Origin of the sequence: Alteracholeplasma palmae J233, assembly GCF_000968055.1 — a bacterium.
In the GTDB taxonomy this organism is placed as follows: Bacteria; Bacillota_I; Bacilli_A; order Acholeplasmatales; family Acholeplasmataceae; genus Alteracholeplasma; species Alteracholeplasma palmae.
This window is the reverse complement of the sequence record NC_022538.1, coordinates 491,730-514,989: the sequence shown is the minus strand read 5'-3', so window position 1 is coordinate 514,989 and position 23,260 is coordinate 491,730. Positions and strand designations below refer to the sequence as shown.

The following is a 23,260-nucleotide window of genomic DNA, read 5'->3' as shown; positions in this document are numbered from 1 at the left end:
TACATTAATTTAAGTTTTCAATTACTTTTTATTATTTAAAATTATTTTCTATTATAAAAAATAAAAAGATCTTAATTAAAAGATCTTTCCACTATATTTTATTTATCTTTTTTCGTTAATTTCTTTTTCTAATAACTGAACAAATTCATCAATAGACACGTTTATTTGTTCTGTACTTCCATATTTTCTATAAGTTACACTATGGTTTTCAACTTCATTATCTCCAACAACTAATTGATAAGGTATTTTTAGGCTTTGTGCTTCTCTAATCTTATAACCAAGTTTTTCATCTCTAACGTCTACTTCAACACGAACTTTGGATTTAGCTAATCTTTGTTGTAATTCTTTAGCAAATTCTGTGTGTGCTTGTAAGGATACTGGTATCAACTTAACTTGAACTGGAGCTAACCATAATGGGAATGCGCCTTTGTATTCTTCTAATAAATAGGCAACAAATCTTTCCATTGTTGATACCACACCACGGTGAATAACAACTGGTCTATGATCATTTTTACCATCTTCACCAACATAAGTTAAGTCAAATTTTTGAGGGAGTAAAAAATCTATTTGAGCAGTTGATAATGTTTCTTCATTACCTAAAGCAGTCTTAACTTGAACATCTAGTTTAGGACCATAGAATGCCGCTTCTCCGATTGCTTCTGTGTAAGGTACTCCTAATTCATCCATTGTTTCTTTTAAGACACTTTCAGCTTTTTCCCACATTTCATCATCTGGGAAATATTTTTCAGTATCTAGTGGATCTCTATAGCTTAATCTAAAACGATAATCTTTAATATTAAAATCATTATATGCTTCTAAGATTAAACTTACTGTTCTTTTAAACTCTTCTTTTATTTGATCAGGTCTAACAAAAATATGTGAATCATTTAAAGTCATTTCACGTACTCTTTGTAATCCAGATAAAGCTCCTGATTTTTCATATCTGTGCATCATACCAAGTTCGGCAATTCTAATTGGTAATTCTCTATAACTGTGTAAATCTTTTTTATAAATCATCATATGGTGTGGACAGTTCATTGGTCTTAAGACTAGTTGTTCACCATCTCCTAAGTCCATTGGAGGGAACATGTTTTCTTTATAGTGATCCCAGTGTCCAGATGTTTTATAAAACTCAACATTTGCCATAATTGGTGTATAAACATGTAAATAGTCTAATTCTATTTCTTTATCAGTAATATATCTTTCAATGATTCTTCTAACAGTCGCACCTTTTGGTAACCAGAATGGTAGACCAGAACCAACTTCTTTTTGAACCATGAAGATATCTAATTCTTTCCCTAATTTTCTGTGGTCACGTTCTTTTCTTTCTTCTAATAAAACTAGATGTGCATCTAAGTCTTTTTTAGAATAAAATGAAGTTCCATAGATACGAGTTAATTGTTTATTTTTAACATCCCCACGCCAGTAAGCACCAGCTAAGTTTAATATTTTAAAATGCTTAATTAACTTAGTATTTAATAAATGACCACCACGACATAAGTCAACAAATTCTTTTTGTCTGTAAACACTTAATTGATCGTTTTTATAATCTTCAATAATTTGTAATTTATAGATGTCATCTTTAAATATTTCTCTGGCTTGTTCATATGTGACATTTTCTCTTACGATATCTATGTTTTCAGCAGCTATTTCATGCATTAGTTTTTCTATTTTTGGTAATTCTTCATCTGAAAATTTATCATCACCAAAATCAACATCATAGTAAAAACCTTCTTTGATATATGGTCCAACACCAAACATTGCGTGTGGATGAAGTCTTTTAATTGCTTGAGCCATTAAATGTGCTGTACTATGATTAATAATATCTAAACTTCTTTTATCTGATTCTGTTAATAATTCTAATGATCCATCTTCATTAAGTGGTAAGTTCAATTCTATATAGTGTTCGTTAAAAACAGCTGCTAAAACTTTTTTAGCTAGACTAATAGAGATAGACTGTGCAACTTCTAAAGCTGTAATGCCTTTGTTAAATTCTTTTATACTTCCATCAGGAAATGTAATTTTGATCATTTTCTATTCTCCTTTTTTGCATAAAAAAATCCTTAGATATAAAATATCTAAGGACGAAATGATTATTATTCGCGGTACCACCTTAGTTCTGGATAAATCCAGCCCTCAAATTCCTATAACGGGGAAACCGGGTAGCCTTTCGGTACCAACTCCAAGGTAGTAATTAATCTTATATCGTAGCTTTCACCCTTCTACGTCGCTTTTTTTAAGATAATCGTGTCCTTTTCTCTGTTGTTGGTTTAATTATAGCACAATTTAGTTTACTGTCAATAACTATAAATCTTTTGGTTCTAAATTTTCATTAACTGAATTACCAATTGCACTAGCACCTGCAAAGATTAAGTTAAGGGCAATAAACATTGAGATAACTCTTGTTTCTGCAGCTGGTGTGAAGAATAAGTTAATACTAAATACTAATAATAGTAAGTTGAAAACAATTAATAGTATACCTATAATTAAATTGTGTTTTCTAATATTTTGAATATGATTTACTAACGAAGTAGCCGACATTACAATAAATGAAATACCAAAGAAGATATATGTATAAACAACAACTGTTACTTTTGTTAATCCCATATTATAAAGTGAGACAAAACCAAGTGTTGTTAATAAAATACCTAAAATTAAGTGGGTAGACTTTTTATCTTTGTCTGCTTTAAATATTAAAGCTATTTGTAAAATACCATAAAAAAGTATTGAGTAAACTGTCATATATGAAACAACTTCTAAGGTGAATATTCTGCTAAATAGTGATAATATACCCATAATTAAAAGCGCAATCCCACTGATAAATTCTAAAACTCTGTTTAAATTTAACTTGTTCATATTATCCTCCTGATAAAATGTTATACTTAAATTTAACACTTTTAATGAAATTTTTCAAACAAAATACTTCATAAATCTGTTTTAAACGTTACCAAAATCACATGCAATTGTTAAATCAACCACTCTTCTGATAAGTCTAGCTGATTTTACTTTTGCGTCTGGATTCTTAGTTTGCGCTAAAGTGTCTACTAATTGCTTTGGCGTTAGATTTGTTGTTATAAAAACAGGAAGGTGTGCAGATAGTCTATAATGTAGAATAGGAAATAATATTTCATCTCTAAACCAATCAGATACATTCTCCCCACCTAAATCATCTAATATTAAGCAGTCACATTGTTTAAGTTGGTTAATTCTTTTTTCTAATATACCATTTTGCATATCATTTTTAATACTTCTAACTAAATCTGGCATAAAGATGAATAGTACATTAAGATTATTTTTGGTTAGCTCTTTAGCCATGGCAGAAAGAAGGTAACTTTTACCTGTTCCGTAAGGACCATATAAATATAGCCCTTTATCAACTTTAGGATATTCACTTATAAATTTTTTAACATGTTCTAACGCTTTTTCTTTGTTAGGGGTATCAGTTCTAAATTCATCTAAATAGGCATCTTGAATGAAGACATCTCCTTCAAATATTTCTTGTTGTCTATTAAGATAATCTTTAATTTGAGCTTCTTTTTTTTCTTTAGTCGGTACTAAAACAATATGAATATGAGGTTTTGTTTTTAATACTTCTTTGTATCCATTTTTAAGATTATTTTTATTTTCTAAGTATTGATAAACAGTAATTAGATCTGTGTCTGATAGTTCTAAATCTCTAGTTTCTGGGTTATTTTTTACTATTTGTCTTATTTCTTCTAATTTCATATTAGTTTGTCCCCCATTTATCAAGTTCTTTTAGATAGTCATCTAACCATTCTGGATCTTTTGATTTTTTATTATGAGTTTTAGATTTTTCCAATGTTTCTTTTTCAGTAATTAAATTATAGGCAGCTTCAGTTGTTATAATTCCTTTAGTAGACCATGTTTCAAGTACTTTTTCTAAATAATTAATATTAGGTAAAATGCCATCTTTATATTTTAAAATATGTATAAGAAGAACATTAATAACACCTAATTCTACTTGATTTCGTTCCATAAGTTGCATAACAGTATCGCTTGCTACTGCTTGATAATTATTTTTACAGTAATTTTTAATAATTCTTTGTGGTGTTGCTTTTTTCAAATATTCAATCATTTCAACTGTTGAATCATCTATTTTCTTATCTATAATTGTTTGTGAATGATTAGAGATTTGATCATAATAATTTTTTGCTTTAAGGTTCAACTGAGTTAAGACAACATCACCATTTGGAGTTGCTGCTTGTATATATATTTCTGACATTTCTCTTTCATCAATTTGATAGACAAAACTTAATTTATTAATGTACTCAACTGTTTTCCAATTGACAAGAATTGGTTTTTTCAATCTTTCCGGAAGTAATTCAGTAAATTTTTCATAATCAAAGTTACTTTCAAAAGATACTCCGCCATTATTTCTTCTGCCAATGTAACTACTATTATCTTTGATATTAATTGGTTTAAACTCATATAAATCATCAAATTGTTTCGTTACATTTTTAAATTGACTAAAATCTTCTTTTTCTAATTCAAATTGTCTCGTTAGATTTAAATACATATTTTCGCCAATTTCACATAATAAGAATTGTCCAAATATAGTATCTGATAAAAACTGTTTAGCTGATAAAGGATTTTTTAATACATAAATATGTTCTGTTTTATTTACATAACTTTCAAGTAAATTAAGAGCTTCTAATTGGTCTTTAGCAGCAGTAAACTCTTCTTCTTTAATGTTAAGTAAATCAAATAAAAAAGAATGCGTTTGTATATCTGACTTATAGTTTTGCTTATTAACTAAATGAAAAAGACTCAAATATAAACTATATGAGTTAATCCCCATAATGGGTTGATATAATAAAACGAGTACTTTATGGTCATCAGCTGATAAGTCAGCAGATATCATTGTTTTAAATGTATGTCTTTTCATTTTTAATTTGCCTTATACTTTCTTTAAATAATCATCAATTTGTTCATTTAATTCAAAAATTGTTCCAGAATTATCAATTATATGTGTTGCATAACTTCTTTTTTCATCAATTAGCATTTGAGCACTAAGTCTAATTTCAGCTTCTTTTTGATTTAAATTGTTTCTTTTCATTAATCTTTCAATTTGAATATTTTTTGTTGTATATACTAATAAAATAGCGTCTACTTTTTTATAATATCCTGTTTCGATTAATAACGGCATATCAATAAAAATAGGTTTTAGGTCTTGATATGCTGTAATTCTTTTTTCTATTTCATTAAAAACTTTTGGGTGGATAATTTGATTGATTTTTTCTCTTTTCTTTGAATCAGTAAAAATAATATCAGCTAATGCTTTTCTATTAATTGTATTATTTTCAACAACATGAAATTTTTTCATTTCATTTAAAATCTCATCTGTGTTCATGAGTTCATTTACTATTTTATCACTATCAATCACATAGTATCCTTTATTTTCTAAATAATTGCTTACAGTTGTCTTGCCAGTAGCAATCCCACCTGTTAATCCAATTAATTTATTTTTTTTGACAGGTTGTGCAGACATAGGTTCCTCTACCTCCAACTTTAATCTTAGTAATTGTTGTTTGACAAATAGGACATGCTTGTTTTTCTTTGCCGTGGACTAAAAGGTTATTTTGAAACTTTCCATGTACTCCCAAACTGGACTCATACGTACTTATAGTAGTCCCACCTAAAGAGATTGCTTTTTCTAAAATCATGATGGCATTTTCTAAAATGCTTTTAACTTCTTTTTTTGTGAGCGTTTCAGCTATTTTTTCTGGGTGGATTCTAGATGCGAATAAAACTTCATTAACATATATATTACCAAGTCCCGCAATAACTGTTTGATCAAGTAGCACTTTTTTAATTTCTGTTTTTCTTTTAATCACTTTTTCATAAAAATCATCAAAAGATATATCCTTAGGATCATTAGCAAGTTTAACTAGAGGTTGTTCTTTTAAATAAGTATGTTTATTTTGAACAACAAATCTACCAAATTTTCTAAAATCATGATATCTCACTGTAATTCCATTGAATAATGTTAACATAAAATGTTCATGTTTTAAAATAGGTTCGTCTATTTTTTTTAAATAAAACTTGCCTTCCATCCTTAAATGTCCAACTATAACTAGATCATCAGATAAAATAAAAATCAAATACTTTCCTTTTCTACTAATATCAAGTATTTTTTTGCCTTCTATTTTTTTAAACTCCATTGCACTTTCTACAATAGGTTCATAAAAAACATCTGTTTTTATAATTGTTTGGTTAATGAGTTGTAATTTTAATGTTTGTACAACAACTTCAACTTCTGGTAGTTCTGGCATCTTTTCACCTATTTTAGTTCATACCAATTTTTTCCAACATCACATGATGTTTCTAATGATACTGTAAGTTTTACAGCCTTTTTCATAATAGCAGGTACTAACTCTTTCATTTCTTCTAATTCTTCCTCAGGTACTTCTAAGATGAGCTCATCGTGTACTTGAAGAATGATTTTACTTTTTTTGTCATTTTCTTCTAAATACTTAAATAAATCTACCATCGCAACTTTAATAATATCAGCTGCACTTCCTTGAATAGGTGCATTCATTGCGTTTCTTTTACCAAATTCTTTTTGCATAAATACTTTAGAATTAATTTCTGGAATATATCTTCTTCTATTCATTAATGTTTTTACGTAGCCATTTTCTGTTGCGAATTCAACTGTATCTTGCATATATTGTTTTATTTCTGGATATATTTCAAGATATCTATCTATAAACATTTGTGCTTCTTTTGGGCTCACATGAATATCTTCCGCTAAACTCCATGCTCCAATGCCATAGATAATTCCAAAGTTTACAGCTTTAGCTTGGCGTCTTTGTTCACTTGTAACATCAGTTACATGAAAAACTTTTTGAGCTGTACTTTTATGAATATCTTCATTATTTAAAAATGATTCTTTTAGATGTTTAACATTTGCAATATCAGCTAATACTCTTAGTTCAATTTGTGAATAGTCGGCACCTAGTAAATAATGATTCTTCTCTGCTACAAATATTTTTCTAATTTTTCTTCCTTCTTCTGTTCTAATAGGAATATTTTGTAAGTTCGGTTCAATTGAAGATAGACGTCCGGTTGTTGTTAGAGCTTGATTAAATATTGTATGCACTTTGTTATCTGAAAAAATACTTTGTGAAATACCTATAATATATGTAGAATATAGTTTAGCAAGTTGTCTATATTCCATAATATAAGGAATAATTGGATGTTCATCTTTTAATTTTTCTAATACTTCAACATTTGTAGAATACCCAGTTTTTGTTTTTTTGCCTTGGGATAGATTAAGCTTTTCAAATAAAATATCACCTAATTGTTTAGGGCTAGAAATATTAAAGGTTTCACCCGCTTCTTTATATATAGACTCTTCTAGTACATTGATTCTTTTTTCTAATACTTCTTTTTGATTAAGAAGTTCCTTATTATCTACTAGAAGACCACTAAACTCCATTGAAGCTAGTACTTCTGAAAGTGGTATTTCTACTTTTTGTAATAATTCTAATTGGTTTTGATCTTTTAAGGTTTCTAGTAAATCATCTTTTAACTTATAAATAACACTAGCTTTTTTAGCAATATGTTCATAATATAGTTCCTTATTTTCTGGTAAACCTTTTTTAGCACCCTTACCGTATATTTGTTCTTCATATGAAATATCTATTGAAGAAAATAGACTAGTAATCGTTGTAAAGTCTTCCTTACCAATGGATGATTTAATTAAATAAGCCGCTAATAACATATCAAAGCTGATAGTATGAATAGCTTTTTTATGCCACATTAAAAACACTTTAATTGCCTTATAGTCAAATGTATATTTTTCAATTTCTTTATTTTTAAGATAATTTAAAAAAGTTTGATTATTAAGTGCTATGCTAGGATCAATAAAATATGTATTTTCTCCATTTGAAAGTCCTATCCCCCATAATTCTGCTTTATGGTAATTAGGTTCACTAAATTCAAAATGTATAGACATTGGTTCTTGGTGATTAAAGATTATATCATTTAATTTTTCATCATTTAGAATTAAATCATATGAAAAACTTTTATCAGTCTTTTTATCACTTTTTTCTTCATCTTTAAATAAAGTATTTTGATTTTGATTAGCCATTCTAACAACAAGTTGTTTTAACTCTAATTCTTTAAAAAAATCAATTAAATCTGAAGTTTCAATTTTTATTTTTTCTGTCTCTAAATAACTAAATGGCAAAGGAGATTCAACATTAATAGTTACTAAATCTTTACTTAGATAAGCAAGTTCTTTATTTTCTCTAATTTTTTCTCCCATTTTACCTTTTATTTCATCTTGGTGGACATATAAATTTTCAATTGTTTCATATTCTTTTAACAGTTTGATTGCAGTTTTTTCACCCACACCAGGAATACCAGGGATGTTGTCTGATGGATCACCCATAAGAGCTTTTAAATCAATCATTTGATGATGAGTCAATTCATACTTCTCATAAAGACTTTCAGGTGTATAGTGATCTAATTCCTTCATTCCTTTTTTTAAAAGATGAACTGTAATATTTTGATCTACTAATTGGAGTAGGTCTCTATCACTTGAGTATACATCAACTTTTATATTATTTTGACTCGCTTCTTTAGCAAGTGTACCGATAATGTCATCTGCTTCATAGCCAATTTGTTCATGTTGTTTAATACCAGCTTTGTCTAAATATTTTTTTACAAGGGGTATTTGTTGAGCAAGTTCTTCTGGCATAGCCGCTCTACCTGCTTTATATTCCTGATACTTTTCATGTCTTTTAGTAGGGTGTGCAGTATCAAATGCAACCAGTATATGTCCATTGGTTTGTTCTAATATTTTATCCATCATATTAACAAAGGCAAAAACTGCATTTGTATAAACGCCTTGACTTGTTTGCATTAGAACCGCTCCTGGATATGCAGTTGCATAATATGCTCTAAACATTACTGAGTTACCATCAACTAATGTTAAATGTTCCATTATTATCCACTTCCTTATTAAATCTATTTTAGCATACTTTGAGTATAATTTTACCCACATTAACTGTGGAAAACTTCGACCTAAAGTAAGTTTTTTCTTTTATTAATTATTTTAAAAATAAAAGTGAGGAAACCTCACCTATATTTATTAGTATCTGAATCCACCTTTACCTTTTCCTTTACCTTTTTTAGGTTGAGGTGCTTGGTTCATAAGTGATGATGGGTCCTTTTGTAATCTTTCTAGTTCCTTTTCATCCATACTTGCCATCTTTTTAAACATTTTCTTTTGTGTTTCTAAAGCTTCTTTTAGTTTATTAACATCTGAGACTGCAGTTCCAGACCCTTTGGCAATTCTTTCTCTTCTTTTACTGCTTTGATCCACTAATTTAGGATTTTTTCTTTCTTCTTCAGTCATACTCTTAATGATAACTTCCATTTTATCAAATTGTTTATCATCAATTGCAGTTCTTGCTTGTTTTAATTTAGCACCTAATCCAGGTATAAATCCTAAAAGTTTACTCATTGATCCCATTCTTTTAATCATTTTAAATTGTTTCATCAAATCATTATAATTAAAATCATCAGTCATCAATTTTTCCATCATGTTTTTAGCTTCATCTTCATCAATATTATCAGTAACCTGTTCGATGAAAGTCAGCATATCTCCCATACCAAGGATACGAGAAGCCATTCTTTCTGGATGGAAAGCTTCTAAGCTATCCATTTTTTCTCCAGCTGATGAAAACTTAATTGGAATGTTAGAAATTTCTCTAATTGATAATGCAGCACCACCACGAGTATCACCATCCATTTTAGTTAGAATAGCTCCGGTTGCCCCTATTTGATCATGGAATGATTTAGCAACATTGGCTGCTTCTTGTCCCATCATCGCATCAACTGTTAATAAAATTTCATCTGGTTTAACAATTTCTTTAACATCTTTTAATTCTTGCATCATTTCTTCATCAATATTAAGTCTTCCTGCAGTATCTACAATCACTACATCATATTTATTTTCAGATGCATACTTTAATCCATTTTTTACAATTGTTCTTGCGTCAATAAGTCCTTCTTGATATACATCAATATCAACTTGTTTACCAATTGTTTGGAGTTGTTGGATAGCTGCTGGTCTATAGACGTCTGCTGCTATCATTAAAACCTTTTTCTTTTCTTTTTTTCTTAGCCATACAGCCATTTTACCAATCGCTGTTGTCTTACCACTACCTTGAAGCCCAATTGTCATGATAGTAGTCATTCCATTGATTTTAAATCTAATGCCTTCTGCTTCATCACCCATGACCTTTTTTAATTCATCATGAACGATTTTAACTACTTGTTGTCCTGGGTTAAGACCTTTAAGAATTTTTTCTCCTAATGCTTGTTCTTTAACACTTTGTGTAAATGATTTTACGATTTTAAAGTTAACATCGGCTTCTAATAATGATAGTCTTACCTCTCTCATCATTTCTTCAATATCTTTTTCATCTAACTTGCCGCGGCCTGTTAAACGGCGCATTGTCATTTGTAATTTATCGCTTAAACTATTACTTGTAGTTGACATGATTATTCATCCATCTTTCTGAGTAATTTTAAATATTTTTCATCTTTTGATTCTTCATATTTTTCTAAATATTTTATTCTCTGTTCTTTATTATTATATATTTTTAATTTTTCTTCGTAATGATTTAAATGCTTTTCAACTTTTTTTAATTGATCAAATACAGCATTTCTGCTAATCTCAAAAATTTCCGCAATTTCTTGTAAGGAATAGTCTTCGTAATAATATAATTCGTAATATTTTTTTTGTTTTTCTGTTAATAGTTCTTGATATATTTCAAATAAATTATTAAGTTGTTCTGTTTTCTCTACTCTATCCATTAAAAGAAACCTTTAAATAATCCATATATATATTCTTCAATATCAAATGAGATTAAATCATCTATTTTTTCACCGAGCCCAACATATTTAATTGGTAACCCATATAAATGTCTTATTGCTAGTACAATGCCGCCTTTAGCTGTTCCATCTAACTTAGTTAAGACAATACCTGTAACCTCTGTTATTTCGTTAAAAACAGCTGCTTGGTTCATTCCGTTTTGTCCGGTTGTCGCATCTATTACAAGTAGCGTTTCTTTAAGTCCTGTTGGTAGAACTCTTTCAATGACACGCTTCATTTTAGCTAGTTCATTCATTAAGTTAGCTTTATTTTGTAATCTACCTGCAGTGTCGCATAAAACGATATCATACTTTTCATCTTGAGCAATTTTTAAAGCATCAAAAATAACACTAGATGGGTCTGACATTGCCTCTTTGTAGTAAACATACGTATCACTACGTTTACCCCATTCAATGAGTTGATCAATAGCTCCTGCTCTGAATGTATCTCCAGCAACAAGCATCACTTTTTTGCCTTGGTTTTTAAATTGTTTTGCAAGTTTACCAATGCTCGTAGTTTTACCCACGCCATTCACACCTACAAATAAGTAGACATTCAGTTCATTTTCATCATATTTTAAAGTTGTATCAACAAATTCACCCTTTAAGTATAGTTCAAACATCTTATCAACTATAAGCTCAGATAAGTCCATAGGTTGAGTAATATTTTTAAGATCTACTTCTTTTCTAATTTCATTAACAAAGTAAATAACTGTTTCAACACCTATATCAGCTTGTATAAATAAGTCTTCTAATGCTTCATATAAATCTTCATCTATTTTAGGTGATTCTTCTAATAATTTTTTTAGGTTATCAAAACTTTCTCTTGATTTGTGTAATCCTAATTCATATTTTTCATTTTTTGGTTTCTTTTTAAATAGTTTACTAAAAAACCCCATATCATCAACTCCATTTTCTATCTTATTATAACATTTATCATTTAAATTATAAAGATAACTTTGAGGTAAAAGAAAAAACCAGAAGTTTTAAGCTTCTGGTAAGTTTTTCATAAATTCGATTAATGAATCATAATTAGGGTGTTTTCCCATTTCATCTAGATATTCTAAATAAATAATTTCTCTTTTTTCATTTAGAACAAAGATTGCACGTGCAAGTAATCTATTTTCTTCAATTAGAACACCATATTTATTTGCAAAGTCTAAATCTTTATAATCACTTAAAGTAATTACATTATCAATTCCTGAGTTACCACACCATCTGCTTTGTGCAAATGGTAAATCATTACTAATTGTTAGTACTAAAGTATCTTTATTATCTGCAAGTTCTTGGTTAACTGTTCTTGTTTGTAAATCACAAACTGAAGTATCTAGTGAAGGTACTACGTTTAAAACAATATATTTTTCTTTATAGTCTGATAAACTTGCTGGTTCTAATTCTGAATTTAGAACTGTAAAGTCTGGTGCAATATCACCAACTGCTTTTACACTTCCTAAAACAGTAATTTTTTTACCTTTGAATGTTTTCATTTCTAACCATCCTTTTTTATTATACTTATACATTATATCTTATTTTTTTTAAAAAAGCAAAAAAGAGGTCTTCTAGCAAAAGACTAGAAGACCAAATTAAAGGGGATTTTGTGTACTCGCGTACACGTTAATAGGGGATAAGTAGCATCCAATAACGGATGCATAGTTATGATAACATGTTTAATTTAATTTGTAAAGAGTTAAACTTACTTTTTTATTCATTTTGTTTATTTTCTTCAATTATTTCTTTATTTTCTGGGTTTGTCTCTATGTTTTCTGTATGTCTACATTTAGGAAAGTTAGAGCAACCTAAGAATTCTCCATGTTTACTCCTTCTAATAACTAATTGGTGCCCACATAAAGGACAAATCTTATCTGTTACTTCTGGCCCAATTTTTTCCATTTTTTGATCAGCTAACTCTAGAGTTGGAATAAAGCGATCGTAAAAGTCTTTTAATAATACTTTACCATTCACTTTATGTTCAGCAATCTCATCTAATTCTTTTTCCATATTAGATGTATATTCAACATTGATAATGTTACTAAAGAATTCTGTTAATTTATCAGAAGTTAAAATACCTTGTTTAGTTGGTTTAAATCTTTTCTCTTCTAATTCAACATATAAGCGATCTTTTAAGGTTTTAATAATTTGAGCATACGTAGAAGGTCTACCTATTCCTAATTTTTCTAATTCTTTAATCAGGGTTGCTTCTGAGAACCTTGCAGGTGGCGTAGTAAACTTTTGTGTAGCCTCTACTTTCTTAGCATTATACGTTTCATTTTCTTTTATATCAGGAAGCAGTTTATCTTTTGCACTATCATCAAATAATTTTTGATATCCTGGAAACATTCTGATAACACCTTCTGCTAAATAATCATATCCGTTAGTTGTAAGGGTTACTTTCGTTTGACTAAATACTGCATCAGACATTAAGCTTGAAACTGCTCTTTGATAAATTCTTTGATAGAGTTTAAACTCATCTTTTGATAAGTATTGTTCTACTGATTCAGGTGTTCTTAAAACACTTGTAGGTCTAATTCCTTCATGGGCATCTTGAGCATTATCACTTTTTTTAACTTTATATTCGCCTAGGTACTCTTTTCCAAAATAGTTTTTAATAAAGTCTTGTGTTTCTGTAACAAAAATATCTGAAAGTCTTGTAGAATCCGTTCTCATATAAGTAATTAACCCTACATGTTCTCCCTCAATTTCAATACCTTCATATAAACTTTGAGCAACGCTCATTGTTCTACTAGATGACATAGATAGATTATTAATTGCATCTTGTTGTAATGTGGATGTTGTAAAAGGTTGTTTTGCTTTTCTTTTGTTTTCCTTTTTTTCTACCTTAGAAACTGTAAATGGATTTGTTGATCCATCTACGATTCTTTTAGCTTCTTCTGCTTTAATCTTATAGTCTTTTTTAATAATATAATCTGCTTTAAAGTTTTGAAATTCTGCTGTGATTGTATGATATTCTTCTGGGACAAACGCATCGCGTTCTTTTTCTAAGTCTACAATTAATTTTAAGGCAACGGATTGTACACGTCCTGCTGATTTAGATTTTATCTTTTTTTGTAATAAACTAGATAGTTTAAATCCTATAATTCTATCAAGCATTCTTCTTGTTTCTTGTGACTCAACTAAAGGTTCATCAATAACTGATGGTTCTTGGATTGCCTTTAAGACAGCTGGTTTTGTGATTTCTCTAAAAATAACACGATTTTTTTGTGTAACATCTAAATTTAATACTTGTGCTAAATGCCAAGCAATTGCTTCACCTTCACGGTCCGGGTCGGTTGCAAGATAAACTTCTTTACCTTTTGTTTGTTTAATAAGATCTTTAACTAATACCGTTTTACCTTTAATAACTTGGTACATAGGCATAAATCCATTTTCAACATCGATTCCTAGTCCACCTGGCCCACTAATAGCCAAATCTCTAATATGCCCTTTTGAAGATAATACGGTTACCTTATTATCAAAGTAACTACTAATTGTTTTAGATTTAGATGGAGATTCCACAATAATGACTTTATCTGCCATAAAAATACCTCCTTGTTTAGTTTTTAATACCATTTAATTATATTATGCTTTTTTTGATTGTCAAGTTAAAAAGATTAGCCTTTAATCTCAAAAAGTGAATAGTTTTACTTTACTTATATATAAGTAGTTTTTATTTTAAGTGATTATTTTTGAATTCTTCTAACTTACTTATAGCATTTTCATAATTATTAGAAGCACTTTCTTCTAGCCATTTTAAAGCTTGGTTTAAATCTTTTGTAGTCCCTTTTGCATATTCATAGCAAAGTGATAGATTATATTGTGCGATTGCATCACCATTTTTTGCTGCTAATTGATACCACTTGAATGCTTCTTCCATATTTTCATTAACAGCTATTCCTAATTCATAGAATAAGCCTAGTTTATTTTGAGATGCTGCATATTGATTATGAGCAGCTTGTTCATACCATTTTAAAGCTTGTTCTAAGTTTTTAGGAGTTCCTTTTGCGTATTCATAGCATAATGCTAGGTTATATTGAGCAACTGTATATCCCTCATTAGCTGATTTTTCATACCAAGTAAATGCTTGTTCTAAATTAGGTTCTACTGTAATTCCTAATTCATAAAATAATCCAACTTTATTTTGTGCCTCAGCATGACCTTTTTCGGAAGCTTTCAGATAGTATTTTAGTGCTTCTTCTAAATTAGGTTCAGTTTCTACTCCATATTCAAACATAGTTGCTACTTGATATTGTGCATCCATATGCCCTGCATCAGCTGCTCTATGATACCAATGTAATGCTTCTTTTAGATTTTTTTCAGTTCCTTTTCCGTATTCATAGCAAAGCGCTAAATTATACTGAGCATATGAAAAGTAATTAGTTGCTGATTTTTCGTACCAAGTAAATGCTTGTTCTAAATTCTTTTCAACACCTTTACCAAGTTCATAGAAAATACCAACTTTATTTTGTGCTTCAGCATGATAATTAATTGCAGCTTGGAAGTGATTTTCAAATGCTTTTATATAATCCTGTTTAATTTCTTCACCATATTCATAAAGTTTACCCAAGGCAAATGATGCTTCAACATATCCGTTGTCTGCAGCTTTTTCATACCATTTGATTGCTTTTTGAATATCTTTTTCTACTGCTTTTCCATAATGATAACATAAAGCTAAATTATATTGAGCAACACCATGGTTGTTAAGGGCTGCTTTTTCATATAGAGCAAAGGCAGTTTCCATATTTTGTTCTACATATTTTCCTAATTCATAGTAGAGTCCTAATTGATTTTGTGCATCTGTATATCCATTATCAGATGAAAGTTTATAATATCTAATTACTTCATTTGGATCAAAAGATACCCCTCGGTTATTTTCATACATAGATGCAACATGGTATTGGGCTTTTGCAAATCCATTGTCAGCAGCTGTTTTATACCATTTAAAAGCTAGTTTGATATCTTCTCTAACATTAAGACCTATTTCATATATTTCTCCTAGAGAATATTGTGCATCAAGGTATCCTTTTTGAGCAGATTGTTCATACCAGTATAGTGATTGTTTAAAATCTTTAGTAACTCCTTTTGAATATTCATAACATAGTCCAAGATTGTATTGAGCGATTCTATCACCATTACGAGCAGCTTTTTCATACCAAATGAAGGCTTTTTCTTTATCTTTAGTAACTCCATAACCTTTTTCATATAAATAACCTAAAGCATTTTGTGCTCTTGGGTGGTTTTTTAAAGCACTTTGCTCATACCAATAAAAGGCTTTTTCATAGTCTTGTTCTACATATCTTCCTACTTCAAATAAATAAGCTAAATTACTTTGAGCAATTGGATCTCCCAACTCTGAGGCTTCTAAATAATAATGATAGGCTTTTTCATAGTCTTGATCGACACCTAAACCGCCTTCATAAAGGAAGCCTATGTTCAGTAAAGAAGATGGATACTTTTGGGCTGCTGCTTTCTCATACCAATAAAGTGCCTGTTGGTAATCTTGCTCTACAACTATTCCTTTATCATACATATGTCCAATGTTATGTTGCGCTACTTCATTATCAAATAAAGCTGCTATTTTATAAAAATCATAGGCTTTTTCATGAGATTGTTCAACACCATAACCTCTATCATGCATAAATCCTAAACTAACATATGCTGATATATATCCGTTATTTGCAGAAGCAAGATACCAATCTATTGCTTTATCATAATCTATTTCAACGCCTTTTCCATAAGTATAGAGTTGCCCTAGGTTATATTGTGCTTTTCCATCATCTGCTTCGGCTGCTTCTATGTACCATTTATGTGCTTCAACATAGTCTATTTCAACACCTTTTCCAAATTCATAGAAAACCCCTATATTAGTTTTAGCTATAGGATCACCTAATTTAGCAGCTTCTTTAAACAAGACTAATGCTTTTTCTAAATCTGGTGTTCCGTTGTGTCTTCCTAGTTCGTATATAATCGCAAGGTTATTATAAGCTGTGTCATTGCCTTGTTCGATTGCTTTTTCATACCAATAAATTGCCTTTTCTACATCTACTTCTGTTCCTTCACCATCAGAATAGCATGCAGCTAGATTCGATTGAGCGTATGTGTATCCAAGTTCTGCACCTTTTGTATAGTATTCAAATGCTTTATTATGATCCTGTTCAAAATAAATACCATTTGAATAAAAATAACCAAGGATTGAACAAGCTCTACCAGAGTTATCGTTTGCTGCTTGTTCATACCAATAAACTGCTTGTTCTAAGTCTTTTTCAACATATACACCATAGCGATAACAATCTGCTAAATTAGTTTTAGCGGCAACATAGCCTTCTTTAGCTGCTCTTTCATAATTTTTAAAAGCTAGCTCTTCGTTTTTTTCTATTCCATATCCATATTCATAACAGTACGCTAAGCTATTAACTGCTGGAATATAGTTATCATTGGCCGCTTGTTCGTACCAATAAAAAGCATTTTCCATGCTTTTTTCACCATTCAATCCATACTCATAAGCAATCCCTAAGTTATACTTTCCTAAAGTAAATCCTGCATGAGCACTTTGTTCATAATATTCAAATGCTTTGACGTTACTTTGCCCAACACCATAGCCTATTTCATATAAATAACCTAAGTTATTTAAAGCTCTAGGGTGTCCTTTTTCAGCTGCTTTTTCATACCAGTAAGCTGCTTGTTCGTAATTTTGTTCAACACCCATTCCAACTTCATAACAATACCCTAAGTTGACTTGACCTGCAGCATCTTCTCTTGTGGCAGCTTCGTAGTAATAATGAGTAGCTTTTTGTAAATCTGATTCAACACTAATTCCTTCTTCATAAATGTAACCTAGTGCAATATAGGCTCTTGTATATTCTTTTTCAGCTGCTTTTTCATACCAATAAATTGCTTCTGTCATATTTTTTTCTACAAAAATTCCATTGCGATAAAAATCTGCTAAATTATATTGTGCTGGTGCATATTCTTTTTCTGCAGCCTCTTTATAAAAATTAAAAGCTTTTTCCTTATCTTCAGCAACAGAAATTCCATAATCATAGTAATACGCTATACTAAACACTGCTGGTGGGTAACCATACTGAGCAGCTCTTTCATACCAATAGAAAGCTGAGTCACTGTTTTGTTCCACTTCAATTCCATTTTCATAAAAATAGCCTAATGCATTGCATGCATAAACATTATTAGCATCTGATGCTTTTTCATACCAATAAAGTCCTAATTTTGTATCTTTTGTTGTGCCAATACCGTAAAAATAAAATCTTGCTAATTCTACTTGTGAACTAATATGATTATTAGCTGCTGCATCTTTTAATAATTCAAAGGATTGGCTTAAGTTTTCATCAGTTCCCATGCCATATTGATAGCACATAGCTAGATTATATAATGCTACAGGAGTTTTATGTTCTGCTGCTTTTTCATACCAGTAAAAAGCAATATCATCATTTTTTTCTGTTGAGATACCTTCTCTATGATAATAACCTAAAACAACTTGTGCAATGCTGAAATTATTATGAGCTGCTTTCTCACAATATTCATAAGCAAGTTCTAAATTTTTTTCGACCATTGCAAGTCCATTTTCAAAATAAATACTCATAATATATTGGCTAACTGCATCACCATTATCAGCTTCTTTTAATAATCCTTCAAAGGCTTTTTCATAATATTGACTAGCAAGATTGTAATTAGGTTCAACCCCTATTCCAAGTTCTGTCATCCATCCAATATAGTAAATTGATTTAGGGTTTTCATCTATCATATAACTTTGTTGAAAATATTCTTTGGCTTTATATAAATCTAAAGGTACTCCATTTCCGTCATGATGTATGAGTCCTAGATATATATAGGCTTCACTGCTATTATGATCTATAGCTAATTTTTCTAATGCTTCTTTATCTTTATTTAAATATAATTCGTAATTTGTCATTTTCTACTCCTATAGTTGGTGTTTTTTAATTTTACTATATTTCGGTAAAAAAATAACCCTAATTTACACTTTTAAGGTTATTTTTTAATCAATGTTTTAATTGGTTCGTAAGTTTTTCTATGAATAGGTGTAATACCGTATTTTTTAATTGCCTCAATATGTTTTTTTGTGCCATAACCTTTGTGTGTTTCAAATCCATATTCAGGATACTTTATTGCCATTTTTTCCATATATTCATCTCTTGTTACTTTTGCAACAATAGATGCAGCTGCAATAGAAATAGACTTTTGGTCCCCTTTTATAATACTTAAGTGTTCGTATTCATCGCCTATTGGCATAGCATCAGTTAAGATAAAATTAGGTTTTGGGTCTAGTTTTTCAATTGCTTGTATCATTGCTAATTTTGAAGCTTGATAAATATTAATCTCGTCTATTTTTTCTGGATCAATAAAAACAGTTTCAATTGCAAGTGCATTTTCTTTGATTTGCTCTAATGCTTTTAGTCTCATTTTTTCAGTTAATTTTTTAGAATCATAAACAAGTGGTAAAATAGCATCTTTTTTAAGAATGACAGCTGAAGCTACTACTGGTCCTGCAAGTGGCCCTCTTCCTGCTTCATCTGTTCCAGCAATATAAATATAGCCTAGATTATGGTATTCATTCTCATAGAGATATAAGTTTGTTGTAGGTATCAAAAGTTATACCTCCTAAGTTTTTACTTCTTATATCCGTTAAGATTAATGTATATACTCTATCATAATCTATTTCATTTGCTTTTAAGATTGCACCTCTTTTAATACCTATTTGATCAAGCATTTCTACGTAATCTAAGTTTAAAGCATCAATACCATAACGTTCTTTTAGTCTATTTGGATAATACTTTTTCAAGTAATCAATCGCATATTTAACGATATCATCAGTAGGTAATATTTTATCTTTAATTGCACCTGTTATAGCTAAAGCGAATCCTACATCTAGAGAATCAAACTTAGGCCATAGTACACCTGGGGTATCTAAAAGTTCAAATTGTTCATTAACCTTAATCCATTGTTGCGCCTTAGTAACACCTGGTGTGTTACCTGTTTTAGTTGCTTTAGATTTGGTCATTTGGTTGATAAGAGTAGATTTACCAACGTTAGGAATACCAATAATCATAGCTCTTATTGGTCTTCTTTTAAGTCCTCTTTTTTCTTCTCTTTCTATTTTTTCTTTTAAAATTTCGCTTGCTTTATCATAAATTTTATTTACGTTTTTCCCAGATTGTGCATCAATATCTAATGTATAAAAGCCTTGTTCTTGATAATATTTAATCCATGCTTTATTTTTATTTGGATCTGCTAAATCAGTTTTATTAAATAAGATAAGTGTAGGTTTCATTCCTACTATTTCTAATACATTAGGATTCATACTTGAATAAGGAATTCTCGCATCTAATAAAATAAATACAATATCCATTAATTTTAGTTTTTCTTTCATCTCGCGCAAGGACTTAAACATATGTCCTGGGAACCATTGTATTTGTTTCATTTTTATCAGCTACCTTTACTATTTATTAAGTATTTCTTCTAATTCATATTCAGTTACTAAAACTTCTCTTGCCTTTGTTCCTTGCCCTACTGAAACAATTTGATAGTCTTCTAGTAAACTTACTAATTTTTGTGCCCTATTAAATCCTATATTAAATTCTTTACATATAGCATTAATAGAAGCGTTTTGTTCTCTTACCACAAACAATGCAACATCATTAAATAAATCGTCTGTTACTGTTTCTTTAAATTCAACTTGTCTTTTCAAGTCTTCGTGTTTAAATACATAAGATGGTTCTTGTTGTGCTCTAATAAAATCTGTTACTTCAAATATTTCACTATCTGGGATATATGCTCCTTGAAGTCTAATTGGTCTATCTGCTTCTTTTAAAAGCATGTCACCTCGTCCAAGAAGTGTCTCAGCTCCAGCACCATCTAAGATTGTCGTAGAGTCTACAAATGATGCCACTTTAAAGGCAATTCTAGCTGGAATATTAGATTTAATAGTTCCTTTTACAACATCCGTTGTTGGTCTTTGAGTAGCTACTAATAAGTGAATTCCTGCAGCTCTTGCTTTCTGAGTTAAACGTTGAATTGCATCTTCTACATCATGCGGTGCTACCATCATTAAGTCTGCTAACTCATCAATGATAATCACCATATATGGCATATGTCCTTCAGTTGTAAGACCTCTTTGGACATTTTCATTATATGTTTTGATATCTCGACTTCTACTGCTAGCAAAGACTTTATATCTTCTTTCCATTTCTTCAACTGCCCAATTTAGAGCAGATGATGCCATTTTTGGGTCTGTAATAACTGGTGTGATTAAGTGCGGTAAATCATTATATGGTGTTAGTTCTACCATCTTAGGGTCAATTAAAATTAGTTTTAAGTTTTCTGGAGTATTTTTAAGTAATAAACTGACTAAAATTGTGTTAACTGAGACACTCTTTCCTGACCCAGTTCCCCCAGCAATAAGTCCATGAGGCATTTTTGCAATATCAATGTAAATATTTTTCCCATCGATATCAACTCCTAAAGCTACTTTTAATGGATGATCATGATCTTCTAAGAATTCTTTTTGGTCAACTACATTACCAAAAGCAACTATTTCAGCTTCTTTATTGGCAACTTCAATTCCAACATAGGGTTTACCTGGAATTGGCGCTTCTATACGAATAGAGGTTGCTGCTAGATTCATCATCAAGTTATCTTGTATCGCTAAAACTCTTTTAACATTAACACCTGGTTCTAATGCGATTTCATAACGTGTAACAGTAGGTCCTTTTGTACTTCCGTTAACATGTCCATCAACTGCATGATTAATTAAGGTTTGATCTATTAATTCAATTTGATCTAATAACCATTGCGGTTTACTATTTTGATCTCTTTGAACTTTTTTAAACATTGAAACGCTTGGCAAAATATATGCTTTTTTGTTAGAATCAAAAGTTTTAGGTGTCTTAATTTCTTGTTGTGGTTTTACAACTCTAGGTATTTCCTTTTCTTCTTTTTGATGTTCACTTGTTTGATCATCAAAACTTTCAAAAGATGCTTTAAATTCTGGTTCTTTTTCTATTTTTCTTTCGTATACTTTGATAGTTAAATCATCTTCGTCAGGCTTAATTTTTGTGGCAACATTTCTACTTTTAAGCCAATCAATATCTTCAACTTTTGCTTGTTGTTTTTGTTCTTCTTCTGCATCCTTTTTAATTTGAATAGGCTTAATTTTGAAAGGATCATTTTTTTCTAAAATTTCTTCTTTTTTAGAAACATCTTGCTTATCATATGTCTTTCCACCAAATATTTCACTTCTAGTGTTTTGGTCTATGATATCAAATTCATAATAGTTATCTTTATTATTCATTTTAGGTTTTGTTCTAAAGGCATCATACTTTTTAACTTTATCTCCTTCAACCTTAACTTCAAAAGGAGCTACAACCTCATCTTTAACTCTTGTGCCAAAAAGTGGTGAAACAAATCTTGTTTTCTCGTATTTTTTAGCACCTCTGATACCTTCTATTTTAGGTATTTGAGGTATTTTAAAGTTGGTGTTTATGCTATTATTTTTTTGATCTTTTTTCTTCATTCATAGCCTCCGTGACAGTTTTGTTTAAGTCATCATAGATTGATTGTAAATCGCTATCTAGATTTCTTTCTTCTTTAAAGACTTTTTTACTATATATTTTATATGTTTCTTCACCAGTAATACCAATGACCGCTAATCCAATTTTAACTAAAATAGTCTCTAGAACTTTATCTAAAAAAACTTTTCTAATCCAATAAACAGGGTTAACTGCGTTTAAAGATGCAAAAAAGATACTTGATATTTTACTATATTTTTTAGTTGTTTTAACAATTGCATTATTTTCTACAACTTCTTTAGTATTTTTAAGTTCCATAATTCTTCTTAAGGTCATGCCTCTAAAAAGTCTTAATATTCTAGATTCAAAAAGTTGTTCAACTCTTTCTTTAATATAAGTGACTAATACAAGTGTTTCATCAATAGAAAGTTCTAAAAATGGATATTTTGATTTAGGATAAAATTTAGTAGCGATATCTCTAGCAAGTTGTTTATCTAATCTAGTAAGCATTGCGCCAAAACCTTCTAAATCACGGTTTTTCTTGTTTTGAAATTCAGTTTGGCAGTCTTTGATTAACCACTTTATTTCTTCTTCATCGATATCTTGCTCATCAGTATTTCTTAGTTTTAATCCTTTACTAATACCTTTTAAAACTGCTAGAAGGTATAAAAGTACCATAATAACCATACCCATAGCAATCCCTACAAAAAAGGTGATAAGTATGCCTATATTTACTTCTAAGCCTAATATTTTAAAAAACAGCATACAACCATCCCTTTCTATCTAATTATTATACACTATTAGTATATCATATAAGT

The 23,260-nt window shown here is 29.8% G+C and carries 17 protein-coding genes; all 17 read right to left on the bottom strand.

Annotated elements, in window-relative coordinates; translation table 11 throughout:
* Positions 1 to 102: 102 nt before the first annotated feature.
* Entirely contained in the window at positions 103 to 2,031 is a 1,929-nt protein-coding gene (gene thrS / locus BN854_RS02475; RefSeq protein ID WP_026657272.1) for a threonine--tRNA ligase, read from the bottom strand.
* A gap of 273 nt (positions 2,032 to 2,304) precedes the next feature.
* Positions 2,305 to 2,856, bottom strand: coding sequence for a DUF308 domain-containing protein (locus tag BN854_RS02470; protein ID WP_026657265.1), 552 nt, complete (start codon positions 2,854 to 2,856; stop codon positions 2,305 to 2,307).
* A gap of 81 nt (positions 2,857 to 2,937) precedes the next feature.
* Positions 2,938 to 3,726: an AFG1/ZapE family ATPase gene (zapE, locus tag BN854_RS02465; protein WP_026657259.1), complete on the bottom strand. Its 789-nt coding sequence runs from the start codon at positions 3,724 to 3,726 to the stop codon at positions 2,938 to 2,940.
* Between the two features lies 1 nt (position 3,727).
* Positions 3,728 to 4,906 (bottom strand): DnaD domain protein, encoded by a 1,179-nt coding sequence (locus tag BN854_RS02460; protein ID WP_026657252.1) that lies wholly within the window; start codon positions 4,904 to 4,906, stop codon positions 3,728 to 3,730.
* 12 nt (positions 4,907 to 4,918) lie between these two features.
* Entirely contained in the window at positions 4,919 to 5,509 is a 591-nt protein-coding gene (gene coaE, locus BN854_RS02455; protein WP_026657244.1) for a dephospho-CoA kinase, read from the bottom strand.
* Complete coding sequence (gene mutM / locus BN854_RS02450) at positions 5,481 to 6,293, bottom strand: DNA-formamidopyrimidine glycosylase (RefSeq protein ID WP_026657238.1); 813 nt, start codon at positions 6,291 to 6,293, stop codon at positions 5,481 to 5,483. The genes coaE and mutM overlap by 29 nt, the downstream gene beginning before the upstream one ends.
* Before the next feature lie 8 nt (positions 6,294 to 6,301).
* Positions 6,302 to 8,971, bottom strand: coding sequence for a DNA polymerase I (gene polA / locus BN854_RS02445; RefSeq protein ID WP_026657231.1), 2,670 nt, complete (start codon positions 8,969 to 8,971; stop codon positions 6,302 to 6,304).
* A gap of 147 nt (positions 8,972 to 9,118) precedes the next feature.
* Positions 9,119 to 10,534, bottom strand: coding sequence for a signal recognition particle protein (ffh, locus tag BN854_RS02440; RefSeq protein WP_026657224.1), 1,416 nt, complete (start codon positions 10,532 to 10,534; stop codon positions 9,119 to 9,121).
* Between the two features lie 2 nt (positions 10,535 to 10,536).
* Positions 10,537 to 10,851 carry a YlxM family DNA-binding protein gene (gene ylxM, locus BN854_RS02435; protein WP_026657218.1) on the bottom strand — a complete coding sequence of 105 codons (315 nt, stop codon included), beginning with the start codon at positions 10,849 to 10,851 and terminating at the stop codon, positions 10,537 to 10,539.
* Positions 10,851 to 11,807, bottom strand: a complete 957-nt coding sequence (gene ftsY, locus BN854_RS02430) for a signal recognition particle-docking protein FtsY (RefSeq protein WP_026657212.1) — start codon at positions 11,805 to 11,807, stop codon at positions 10,851 to 10,853. The genes ylxM and ftsY overlap by 1 nt, the downstream gene beginning before the upstream one ends.
* An 87-nt stretch (positions 11,808 to 11,894) precedes the next feature.
* Positions 11,895 to 12,395, bottom strand: coding sequence for a thiol peroxidase (gene tpx, locus BN854_RS02425; RefSeq protein WP_026657205.1), 501 nt, complete (start codon positions 12,393 to 12,395; stop codon positions 11,895 to 11,897).
* A 214-nt stretch (positions 12,396 to 12,609) separates the two neighbouring features.
* Positions 12,610 to 14,442: a type I DNA topoisomerase gene (gene topA / locus BN854_RS02420; RefSeq protein WP_026657198.1), complete on the bottom strand. Its 1,833-nt coding sequence runs from the start codon at positions 14,440 to 14,442 to the stop codon at positions 12,610 to 12,612.
* Positions 14,443 to 14,572: 130 nt separating this feature from the next.
* The gene (locus BN854_RS07845) at positions 14,573 to 18,829 is read right to left on the bottom strand and encodes an SEL1-like repeat protein (protein WP_026657191.1); all 4,257 of its coding nucleotides are present in this window, start codon (positions 18,827 to 18,829) and stop codon (positions 14,573 to 14,575) included.
* Positions 18,830 to 18,906: 77 nt separating this feature from the next.
* Positions 18,907 to 19,524 (bottom strand): ribonuclease HII, encoded by a 618-nt coding sequence (rnhB, locus tag BN854_RS02410; protein ID WP_026657184.1) that lies wholly within the window; start codon positions 19,522 to 19,524, stop codon positions 18,907 to 18,909.
* The gene (ylqF, locus tag BN854_RS02405; protein WP_026657176.1) at positions 19,493 to 20,356 is read right to left on the bottom strand and encodes a ribosome biogenesis GTPase YlqF; all 864 of its coding nucleotides are present in this window, start codon (positions 20,354 to 20,356) and stop codon (positions 19,493 to 19,495) included. The genes rnhB and ylqF overlap by 32 nt, the downstream gene beginning before the upstream one ends.
* A gap of 18 nt (positions 20,357 to 20,374) precedes the next feature.
* Entirely contained in the window at positions 20,375 to 22,447 is a 2,073-nt protein-coding gene (locus BN854_RS02400; protein ID WP_052693001.1) for a DNA translocase FtsK, read from the bottom strand.
* Positions 22,422 to 23,207, bottom strand: coding sequence for a hypothetical protein (locus BN854_RS02395; protein ID WP_026657164.1), 786 nt, complete (start codon positions 23,205 to 23,207; stop codon positions 22,422 to 22,424). Before BN854_RS02395 ends, BN854_RS02400 begins: the two co-directional genes overlap by 26 nt.
* Positions 23,208 to 23,260 lie beyond the last annotated feature (53 nt).